Origin of the sequence: Sulfurimonas sp., from assembly GCF_026991475.1 — a bacterium.
GTDB lineage: Bacteria > Campylobacterota > Campylobacteria > Campylobacterales > Sulfurimonadaceae > Sulfurimonas.
In genome coordinates this window covers 1-10,874 of sequence record NZ_JALXBK010000113.1, presented here as the reverse complement: position 1 = coordinate 10,874, position 10,874 = coordinate 1, and the positions used below count along the sequence as shown (strand labels likewise).

Genomic DNA, 10,874 nt, shown 5'->3' with positions numbered 1-10,874 from the left:
TTAGGTTTACAGTAAAAGTGTCAAGTGGATAGAGAATTCCAATTTCATCCAAAGGTCTTTCATTATCTACAGAAGCATTTTGAATATGTTTTGTTTTTGGTGCATCTACACTTTTTTCTTTTGCTTGAGGTGTACTTGCATCAGCTCCACCCATAAAGGCAACTGCGCCTAATATAGCACCTATGACAATGATTAAAACTAAGACTACAATAATAATAATCATTAGCATATTACTACTTGATTTTTTCTCTTTTTGTTCAGATTCTTCTATTTCTTCTTCTTCTTTAGCCATTTCTTACTCCCTAAAATTATGATTTATCACTATGTGAAATTAATGTTTTGAGTGGTAAAAACTCGTAAGTATCTGCATCATAATATTCAATATTTCCAGTTTCAACATCATAATACCAACCATGTATATGTAAATCGTTAGCTTCAAATCTCTCTTTAACATTTGGATATGTTAGAATATTTTCTATCTGTTTAATGACTGATAATTTTTCGGTTAAACGCAATAACTCTTCTTGAGGAGCGTTTATTCCCAGACTGAGTATTGCTGACTTTTTAGCACTCTCTCCAAGTTCTAACCATTTTTTTGTATGAATAAGATTGGGAGTATCATCAATTTCTTCAAAAAGATGTTGGCATGCTCCACAATGTGTATGTCCACAAATAATGATTTCTCCTACATTTAATACACTTACTGCATACTCTATACCCGAAGCAGTTGCATGAAAATCTTCATCAGGACTAAATGGTGGTACAAAGTTTCCAACATTGCGTATGACAAACAAATCTCCTGGGTTAGATTGAATTATCATATCAGGAATTACTCTAGAGTCGGAACAGCCTATAAAAAGTGCTTTTGGTGCCTGCCCATTCTCCACAAGATTCAGTAGAGACTCTTTATTCTTTTTAAAATAGGTTCTAAAAAGTTTATTCCCTTCTGCATATTCTGCCATATTCATATAATACTCCTACTCTAACTACACTTTTTAACATTTAAAGATTTGACTATCTCTTCAAATATTGGACCAGCCTCACGATTACAATCATCATGATATTCAATTATTAAAACTTCTTTACCACTTGAAACCTTTGTTGTATATATTTCAGGAGTTAAAGCGCACTTCTTAATTGCCTTGTCGACCTCTGTTTGTACAATTTCTTTTTCAGTTTCTGAATTGTATCCCAGTGCTAATCTCGAAAATCTTTCCTCACTTCTAAACTCAGCATCTATCATTTTTTACCTTTTGTGCGTAATTAAGGAATTATACAATGAAAATATAGAAATAAAACTTTAAATTTATAAATTTAATACCACTCTAAAAGTTTTGTCACTTCATCAACTATAAATATTTTCATAGCTGTTTTTTCAAGAGGTTTTTTTGAAACGAGTGCCTTTGTAATATTTTGCATTTTGGCCTCTTTAAGACGTGCATCAAGAGCATATACTTCTCGTACATCTCCAACAAGTGAGACCTCTCCTATAAATATGGTCTCTTTTGAAATAGCTCGGTCTCTAAAACTGCTAATAATAGCAGCAAGTATTGCTAAATCTGCTGCTGTTTCTGTAATTTTGATACCTCCTGTGATGTTGATAAAAACATCATAACCAGAGAGAGGAATTTCAAGTTTTCTCTCTAGCAGGGCAAGAAGCATATTTAAGCGATTATTATCAAATCCTGTAGCTTGACGCTTTGAATTTGGAGTATGGGACTCTGAAACAAGTGCCTGCACCTCTAAAATAATAGGACGGCTTCCCTCCATAATGACAGTAAGCGCAGAGCCACTTTGTTGCGAATTTCTGTTGAAAAATCGTGAAGCTATATCTGTTGCCGATACCAATCCCTCTGCTTTCATCTCAAAAACACCTATTTCGCTTGTCGCACCAAAACGGTTTTTAAATCCTCGTAAGATCCTTAACTCTTGTGATGAATCACCCTCAAAATATAAAACTGTATCTACCATGTGTTCAAGTACACGAGGACCAGCGATGGAACCCTCTTTTGTGATATGCCCAATAATAAAAATAGCTATATCTTTCTCTTTTGCTATACGCATAAGTTCAAAAGTAATTTGACGCACTTGTGTGACGGAACCTGGTGCAGAAGTTATGTTCTCACTATAAATTGTCTGAATAGAGTCAATAATAAGAAAATCATACCTGCGGTGTTCCAGTTCTACTAAAATTTGTTCGAGTCTTATTTCACTTAAAAGATAGAGTGAGTTATGATTTGAATTGAGTCTGTTTGCCCGTAGTTTTATCTGTCCGGCAGACTCTTCTCCTGTTACATAAAGAACATCTTTTCCTGTGGAGGCAATATTCGCACCGACTTTTAAAAGAAGGGTTGATTTTCCAACTCCAGGACTGCCACCAATAAGAGTGAGTGAACCTGGGACAATGCCACCACCGAGAACATTGTCAAGTTCATCATCAAGTGAAGAAAATCTGTACACTTCCTCCTCTTCAATGTCATTAATACTAATAGCTTTAGCCGAAGAACTTACAGTAGATTTCGTCTGTTTAACTACCTCTTGTTGGTGTTCATTAAGCTCTATAAAGCTATCCCACGCACCGCAGTTTGTACATTTTCCCATCCATTTTGGAGTGGTGAGTCCGCAGTGTTGACATTCAAATAGTATTTTTTTCTTAGCCATGGCATCGCCTTGCGTTTAAGTTTATGTTATTGTACAAAAAAGAGAGAGGATTTGAAAAAAATATGACAAGATGCCATATTTTATTTTAGATAGCTCCAAGTTCCGTTGGAGTATTGGATGGTGGTATCGACTGGTGTATTGGCATAATTTACCAATGCTTTTGAATCTGAGATATATTTTACAAATACAAGACGCTCCTCTTTTAGAAAAGTTTCGAGTGTTTTCTCTTTTATATTCTCTTGTTCATCTATATTTTCAATTTCATCTTCTTCAATCTCAGTTTTAACAGATTCTTGAGTAATTGTTTCCTGTTGTGTTTGTACTTCTTCTTTTTCCTCTTCTTCTGTCTCTTCAAAGAGTGCATCTAAGAGTCCATCTACAAATTCATATTTGTCAAAAGGAGTTAGGTTTTCAGGTTGCTCACCAGTACCTACATAAAGTATAGGAAGTTTGAGTGCATAAGCAATACTGAAAATACTACCACCTTTTGCAGTTCCATCAAGTTTTGTAATAATAATACCGTCAATGCCTATCATCTCATCAAATGCTTTTGCCTGAGAAATAGCAGAGTTCCCTTGTGTGCCATCAATAATTAAAATAGTTCTGTGAGGTGAACCAGAGTGTGCTTTGTCACAGATACGATTAATCTTTTTTAGTTCATTTGCTAAATTTGTTTGTGTATGCAGGCGACCAGCAGTATCTATGATGACATCATCAAAACTTTTTGCTTTTGCAGAGTCTATAGTGTCATACGCAACAGCAGAACTGTCATGCCCCTGTTTTGAAGAGACAATAGGAATATTTAGTCTATTAGCCCATAGTGTCAGTTGTTCTATGGCTGCTGCTCTAAAAGTATCTCCAGCACCAAGTATGACTTTTTTTCCATCTTGTTGATATTTGTAAGCAAGTTTTGCAATGGTTGTTGTTTTTCCAGCACCATTGACACCAACAATAAGCTCAACAAAAGGAGCAGTGTACTCTGGTTCTTTATAAGATGTATATGAAAGTGTTGCTAAAAGTTTTGAACGCAATATATCACGAGTGATTTTCTCTTGATATATCTCATTTAAAATTATTTCAACGAGAGCATATTCAACATCTGCTTCAAGTAAAATATCTTCAAGTTCATCTTTGGAAAAATATATTTTTTTCTTTGGAGCTACAGTTTTAATCGCATCAACAGTTTTTCCTAGCGATTTTTTGATGAATCCAAACATCTATTTTCCCAGCGCCTTTTTAATGTCACTCTCTATAAACTCCTCTTCGGTAGCACCCTGATAGAAATTTATCAGTTTTCCATCTTTATAAAGAGCCATTAATGGAATACCAAAATTTCTTCCAATTTTTAATTTTGCTGCTATTTCATTTATAAGACGCATATTTTCACTAGAATTTACTAAAGTATAAGTAGCTCCAAACTGTTTTCTAAAATTTTCAAGTTTTGTATTTGGTATATTTTCTTCAACTGTTATACCTATGACTTTAAGATCATTTTTGTACTTTTTTTGGAGTGATGCAAGATGAGAAGCTTCTGCTTGACAAGGTGGACACCATGTTGCAAAAACATCAAGTATTATCACTTTTCCTTTCGCGCCTTTGAGTGCAAATCCATCTGCTTTTTTTTCTATAACATACTCTTTATTATCTAATGACTTTAAAACAAACTGATTTGTAGCGAGTAGGGCATTTGCCTCTTGGTTAGCTTTGTTAGTTGTATCGTGTGATTTGTCCTCTTTAGAACAAGCCTGAAACAGTAGTGTTACAGCGAGAAGTGAAGTTAAAATTGAAAATTTTGACATGATTTTTTGCCTTTTATATGTTTATTTGTGTAAAATGTCTCAAATTATAGCGATAAAGATTTAATATGATACTTACAAAAAGCAGTTTTCGAACTAAATGCATAAAAAAAATGAAAAAAGCAGATAAACATAACAAGATATATAAAACAGCAATGCTTAATGAAAAGCTCTTAGAAACTATTTCACATCTGAATAAAACTAACAAACGCTTAAAAATTCTTTTTTATTATCCTCTTGAGAATGAAGCAAATATAGTGAAATCTTTAAAAACTTTACGAAAAAAACATGAGGTATATATCCCATTTATGGAAGGTTCAAGTTTTAAAATGGTACCATTTAGATTACCGCTACATAAAAAGAAATTTGGAATTTTAGAAGCGGGAAACACAACAAAAAATATAAATAAAATTGATATAGCTATAGTTCCTGTAGTTGGAGTAGATGGAAATTTTCAAAGAGTTGGGTATGGAAAAGGAATGTATGACCGTTTCTTTGAAAAATTAAAAGTAAAACCATATACTATTTTTGTACAGGCAGAATTATGTTCTACACATCAAACTCTATGTGATGTACATGATATTACTTGTGATTTACTTATTACTCCAACAAAAATGATAGAAAACAGGTTTCTATAACTTTATAGAAAAAGGGATTTACAGATGTTAAACGAGATACTGCTGGGTGGCGGAACTGCCATTGTAAGTGGTGTAGTGGGTTTTTTCATCTCTAAAAAAATTACTAGTGCAAATTTTGATATTTACGTCGAGCAGGCTACTGCAAAAGCAAAAGCCATTGAAAATGAAGCGCAAACTCTTTTAGACCGTTCAAGACTCAAAGCAAAAGAGATTGAACTAGATGCACAAAAATTATTTGACAGTGCAAAAGAGAGAGCAAGAGCTGATTTTTCTCAAAGAGAAGATGAGATTATTCGAAATGAAAAGGAATTTGCAAGATATAAAAGCGAAGAAGAACATACAATTCAAACGCAGTTACATCAGATAAATGCACAAAAAATTAATTTAGAGAGAAATGAAAAGTCACTAATATCACTAAAAGAAAAATATGAAAAATCGATAGATGACGTCTTACACACATTAGAACATTGTGCTGGACTTACACAAGAAGAGGCTAAAACAGAGCTTTTTAATAAGATAGAAGAGAAAATGCGTGGTGAGATTTCACATATTGTTAGAAAGTATGAGAATGAAGCCAAACAAGAGGCTGAGCGTAAGGCAAATTATATACTGGCTCAGGCTACAAGCCGTTTTGCTGGGGAGTTTGCATCTGAGAGATTGACGAATCTTGTTCATTTAGATAATGATGAACTTAAAGGTCGTATTATTGGCAAAGAGGGGCGAAATATTAAAGCTCTTGAAATGCTTTTAGGTGTAGATATTATTATTGATGATACGCCAAACGCAATACTTGTAAGTAGTTTTAACCTCTACCGCCGCGCTATTGCAACGAAAACAATTCAGTTACTTGTTGCAGATGGACGTATTCAACCTGCGCGAATAGAAGAGATATTTAAAAAAGTATCGGATGAATTTGAGTCTAAAATACTTAGTGAAGGTGAAGAGTTACTTGCTGATATGAATATTGGTGTTATGCATCCAGAGTTAGTAAAACTTATAGGTCGTCTACGTTATCGTGCGAGTTATGGGCAGAATGCACTTGCGCATACTCTTGAAGTAGCACATTTAGCAGGTGTAATGGCTGGCGAAATGGGTGGAGATCCAATTCTTGCAAAAAGAGCAGGGTTATTACATGACATTGGCAAGGCTTTGACGCATGACCATGATGGAAATCATGTGGATTTAGGTGCAGAAGTTTGTCGTCGATATAATGAAAATGAAGTAGTAATTAATGCTATATATGCGCATCATGGGCAGCAAGAGATAAACTCTATAGAGTGTGGTGCAGTGTGTGCCGCTGATGCACTCTCTGCTGCTAGACCAGGTGCAAGGCGTGAAGTGCTAGAGAGCTTTTTGAAGCGTGTTACAGAGATAGAAGATATTGCCTCTACTCATAGTGGTGTACGACAAGTTTATGCAATAAATGCAGGTCGAGAGGTACGGGTTATTGTAAACGCAGTGCTGATTAATGATGATGAATCCATACTTCTAGCAAGGGAAATTGCCAAGGAAATAGAAGATAAAGTGCAATATCCTGGTGAAATAAAGGTAAATGTCATTAGAGAGAGTAGAGCGATAGAGTACGCTAAATAAAATTTCTATAGAAATTATTGTGAGACTTATAATAATTTAATGCTAATTTGATTATAATTGCAGTAATTTTTAAAGACAAGGGAGTGCGCCTATGGGTGAATTGTTTACTTTTTTTGGAGTAATATCAGAAAATCATAATTTTCTATTTCTAACACACATGCTTTTATCTGCGTTTATCGCAATATTTTTGGCAAAAGTTGCAATGTCTAATCTACAACTTGTACCAAAAGGTACTCAGAACTTAATGGAAGCTTATCTTAAAGGTGTTCTTGAGATGGGAATTGATGTAATGGGGAAAGCACATGCTCGTAAATATCTTGCGTTAGTTGCTACTATTGGTCTATTTGTAGGTATTGCAAACCTTATTGGGATTATTCCAGGTTTTGAAGCACCATCATCTAGTTTAAATATGACATTGACTCTAGCACTTACTGTATTTGTTTATTACAACTTTGTTGGTATCAAAACACATGGTGTTATTAAATACTTTAAACACTTTACTGGTCCAGTTTGGTGGTTAGCATGGTTAATGTTCCCAGTTGAGATTGTTTCTCACTTTTCTCGTATTATCTCTCTTAGTTTCCGTTTAATGGGTAATATCAAGGGTGACGATATGTTCTTGGCAGTAATTTTGATGCTTGTTCCTTGGGTATTACCATTGATTCCTTTTGCACTACTTACATTTGGGGCGTTTTTACAAGCATTCATTTTCATGATGCTTACTTATGTTTACCTTGCTGGTGCAATCATAGTAGAAGAGCACTAAGCTTCTTTTAAATGCAAAAAGATATTTATCAACGAATAATTAGTTTTTTGCTTGGAGCATCATGGGCAATAGTGCTTTTTGGTGCTCTTTTTATATTTAAAATCTTCATTGCTTTTGGCATAGCCATAGCACTTTTTGCAACACTTCTTTTTGCAATAATTTCTCTTTTTTTAATACTACTTTTAGATAGCTTTGAAGTTAGAAAATGTACTCTTGAAGAGTCGAAAAAGCAAACAGAGCTTTTAGAAAAAATCTACGCAAAAGAGTGTGAATAACGTCTTTTAAAGAATAACTTAGATAAAATAAGTCTAATTAATTTATCTAAGGATACCTATGTTTGAAGTAGTTATTGGGCTTGAAGTCCACGTACAATTAAATACAAAAACAAAACTTTTTTGCTCGTGTGCTACGAGTTTTAATCATAAGCAAAATACAAATGTTTGTCCAACTTGTTTAGCTCTTCCTGGAGCACTTCCTGTTTTAAATAAAGAGGTCGTTCATAAATCTATCATGCTAGGTACTGCACTAGATGCAACTATAAATAGAGTCTCTTATTTTGATAGAAAATCTTACTTTTATCCAGATAGCCCTTCATCTTATCAAATTACGCAACTATATACACCCATTGTAGAACATGGAAAATTGCAAATTGATTTTGAAGACGGTTCAAATAAAGTTATACGGGTAAACCGCGCTCATATTGAAGCAGATGCTGGTAAAAATATTCACGATGGTGATATATCTAAAGTGGATCTAAACCGTGCAGGAACACCACTGCTTGAGATAGTAAGTGAACCAGATATGAGAAGTGCTGAGGATGCGATTTTGTATCTTAAAAAACTTCACTCTATCATTCGTTATCTTGATATTGGTGATGCAAATATGCAAGAGGGAAGTTTTCGTGTAGATGTCAATGTCTCCATTCGTCCAAAAGGAGATGAAAAACTTTATACTCGCGTTGAGATTAAAAATATTAACTCATTTAAGTTTATTCAAAAAGCGATTGAGATTGAAGTAGCACGTCAAAGTGAGGCGTGGGAAGATGGTCTTTATGAGCAAGAGATTTGTCAAGAGACTCGTCTTTTTGATTCGGTAAAACAGGAAACGCGTTCTATGAGGGGAAAAGAGGAAGCTGCTGATTATAGATATTTTCCAGAGCCAGATCTGCTTAAATGTGTAGTAACTGATGAGATGATGCAAAAATATACAAAAATCCCAGAACTTCCAGATGAAAAGAGAGAGCGTTTTATAAGTGAATATGGTATGAGCGAATACAATGCTGCAGTTATAACATCAAGCGTTGAGACAGCAAACTTCTTTGAAACAATGATGAGTGAAGATGGCGTCACTGCCAAAACTGCTACAACATGGTTGAGTGTTGAACTTCCAAGTCGTCTAAAAGGAGAGGTAAATATTACGAACTCTGCAGTAAATGCTAAAAAACTTGGATTTCTTGTGAAGCGAATTGATGATAAAACTATTAGTGGAAAAGCTGCAAAAGAGGTGCTTGACTTCTTGATGGAAAATGAAGAGATTTCTGTAGATGATGCTATTGATAAACTTGGACTTAAACAGGTGACCGATATGGGTGCCATTGAAGCAATATGTGATGAAATTATTAATGCTAATCCAGAAAAAGTGGAGCAGTACCAAGGTGGAAAAGAGAAACTCTTTGGCTTCTTTGTCGGGCAAGTAATGAAAGCTTCTAAAGGAAGTGCAAATCCTCAAGTTGTAAATGAAATTTTAAAAGTGAAATTAGGATAGAAAATGCTAAAAGATATTGTACTAGATATTGCTTATCATCTTGATACATCGAGTACATATCAAAAAAGAAAGCGTTTTTTTTATGATATATTAGAAAATGATAAAAACAAATATAAGAAGTATATAGATATATTTATGATTGTACTGATTTTTATCAGTGTTGCGGTTTTAATTAGGGAAGTGAAATATCATGTAGATGATTTTCTTCTCTTTTTTAGTAATTATATAGTCTCTTTTTTCTTCTTAGTGGAGTATCTGCTGCGTTTATGGGTAAATAGCAGTGTAAGTAAAATCATTGTTAAGAGGGCAGAATATGATTCATTTTTACTTCGTGATGTTCGACTTTCAAAGGCACTTAAAGAGGCATTTTTAGTAAAATTTCATTATATGATGTCTCCTCAGGCTATCATAGATTTCTTAGCTATTATGCCTTTTTTCCATGAATTAAGAGTACTTAGAATATTTATACTTTTTCGTGTCTTTAAACTCTTTCGCTATGCAAAGAGTATTCAAATTATTACCTCCATTTTAGCAACGAAAAAATTTGAATTTTTAACCTTAGCTATGTTTGCATTTGTGGTGGTTTTTATATCTTCTGTATTGATCTACGTGATGGAAGCAAACCAACCAAATTCACAAATAACCAGTTTATACAGAGCGGTTTATTGGGCGATTGTAACTATATCTACAGTTGGGTATGGTGATATAACTCCCGTCTCAAATGAAGGACGATTTGTCGCTATGTTGGTTATTGGTTCTGGTGTTGCAGTTTTAGCATTTACTACTTCGCTTTTTGTCTCTGCTTTTACCGAAAAACTTGATGAGATTAAAGAGATAAAAACAGTAGAAGGCATTGCAAAATTAAAAAAACTTTATCTTATTTGTGGTTATAGTGATGTAGCAAGTACAGTTGCTAAAAAGCTGAGTAAAGCAGGAAATAAAATTATTATACTTGATAAATATGAAAGTGCAGTTTCAAAAGCAATTAAAGATGGTTTTGTTGCTCTTGCTTATGATCCAGGAAGTGTTGAAAGTTATAAAAAAATAAATGTAAATTTAGAGAAGCAGGTGAAGCATATTTTATGTTTAAGTGAAGATGATGTTGAGAATGTTTACGCAGCTTTAACAATACGTTCTCTAAGTAAAAATGTGGAAATTTTATCACTACTTATAAATGATAAAAATCGTAAAAAATTAGAGTTTGCAGGAATAAATAATATTGTCTATCCTCAAGAGCTGGTTGGGCTTATTACAAAAGAGTTAGTGGGTATACCTGTTGCGTTTGAAGTGATTCATGAACTTAGAAGTGAACATGCAAATGTAAAAATTGATGAACTAGGGATAACACAGAGAATAGTTGATAATTTTGCTACTGTTTCTGAATTAAATAACAAGAATTACAGGATTGTATTGCTTGGTATTTATAAAACAAGCAAAGAGAGATTTTATTTTAATCCACTTGATGATACAATTTTAGAAGTAGGGGATTATCTTTTGGTTATTGGTTACTCTATGTTTATAAGAGAGTTTGAAAAGTATCTTCATACAAAGGTTCGTAGTGAGTAAAAGAACAGCCTTAATTTTTGGACATAATAAATATGCGCATGAGATTATCTCAAATGTTAAAAAGACATACAGTAATATCCGTATTTTTGC

General features: G+C 33.8%; 10 protein-coding genes and 2 pseudogenes. 6 read left to right on the top strand and 6 right to left on the bottom strand.

Going from position 1 to position 10,874, the window contains the following annotated elements; translation table 11 throughout:
- The 6 genes and pseudogenes from MV589_RS09830 to MV589_RS09805 all read right to left on the bottom strand — a co-directional run.
- Positions 1 to 292 (bottom strand): annotated as a pseudogene (locus tag MV589_RS09830) (flagellar basal body-associated protein FliL); the annotation flags it as partial.
- A 16-nt stretch (positions 293 to 308) separates the two neighbouring features.
- Complete coding sequence (locus MV589_RS09825; protein WP_297434400.1) at positions 309 to 968, bottom strand: carbonic anhydrase; 660 nt, start codon at positions 966 to 968, stop codon at positions 309 to 311.
- A gap of 14 nt (positions 969 to 982) precedes the next feature.
- The gene (locus tag MV589_RS09820; RefSeq protein WP_297434398.1) at positions 983 to 1,243 is read right to left on the bottom strand and encodes a hypothetical protein; all 261 of its coding nucleotides are present in this window, start codon (positions 1,241 to 1,243) and stop codon (positions 983 to 985) included.
- Positions 1,244 to 1,314: 71 nt separating this feature from the next.
- Positions 1,315 to 2,661 carry a DNA repair protein RadA gene (gene radA / locus MV589_RS09815; protein ID WP_297434396.1) on the bottom strand — a complete coding sequence of 449 codons (1,347 nt, stop codon included), beginning with the start codon at positions 2,659 to 2,661 and terminating at the stop codon, positions 1,315 to 1,317.
- Between the two features lie 341 nt (positions 2,662 to 3,002).
- A pseudogene (gene ftsY, locus MV589_RS09810) lies at positions 3,003 to 3,878 on the bottom strand (signal recognition particle-docking protein FtsY); the annotation flags it as partial.
- On the bottom strand, positions 3,879 to 4,460 hold the full coding sequence (locus MV589_RS09805) for a TlpA family protein disulfide reductase (RefSeq protein WP_297434394.1): 582 nt from the start codon (positions 4,458 to 4,460) through the stop codon (positions 3,879 to 3,881).
- A 65-nt stretch (positions 4,461 to 4,525) separates the two neighbouring features.
- Between MV589_RS09805 and MV589_RS09800 the strand changes: the two genes are divergently transcribed.
- The 6 genes from MV589_RS09800 to MV589_RS09775 all read left to right on the top strand — a co-directional run bounded on the left by MV589_RS09800 (position 4,526) and on the right by MV589_RS09775 (position 10,784).
- The gene (locus MV589_RS09800) at positions 4,526 to 5,095 is read left to right on the top strand and encodes a 5-formyltetrahydrofolate cyclo-ligase (RefSeq protein WP_297434393.1); all 570 of its coding nucleotides are present in this window, start codon (positions 4,526 to 4,528) and stop codon (positions 5,093 to 5,095) included.
- Positions 5,096 to 5,119: 24 nt separating this feature from the next.
- Positions 5,120 to 6,688 (top strand): ribonuclease Y, encoded by a 1,569-nt coding sequence (gene rny, locus MV589_RS09795; RefSeq protein WP_297434390.1) that lies wholly within the window; start codon positions 5,120 to 5,122, stop codon positions 6,686 to 6,688.
- A gap of 91 nt (positions 6,689 to 6,779) precedes the next feature.
- Positions 6,780 to 7,454, top strand: a complete 675-nt coding sequence (locus MV589_RS09790) for a F0F1 ATP synthase subunit A (RefSeq protein ID WP_297434388.1) — start codon at positions 6,780 to 6,782, stop codon at positions 7,452 to 7,454.
- Positions 7,455 to 7,465: 11 nt separating this feature from the next.
- Entirely contained in the window at positions 7,466 to 7,729 is a 264-nt protein-coding gene (locus MV589_RS09785) for a hypothetical protein (RefSeq protein WP_297434386.1), read from the top strand.
- 58 nt (positions 7,730 to 7,787) lie between these two features.
- Entirely contained in the window at positions 7,788 to 9,218 is a 1,431-nt protein-coding gene (gene gatB, locus MV589_RS09780) for an Asp-tRNA(Asn)/Glu-tRNA(Gln) amidotransferase subunit GatB (protein WP_297434384.1), read from the top strand.
- A gap of 3 nt (positions 9,219 to 9,221) precedes the next feature.
- Entirely contained in the window at positions 9,222 to 10,784 is a 1,563-nt protein-coding gene (locus MV589_RS09775) for an ion transporter (protein WP_297434382.1), read from the top strand.
- The last annotated feature ends 90 nt before the right edge of the window (positions 10,785 to 10,874 follow it).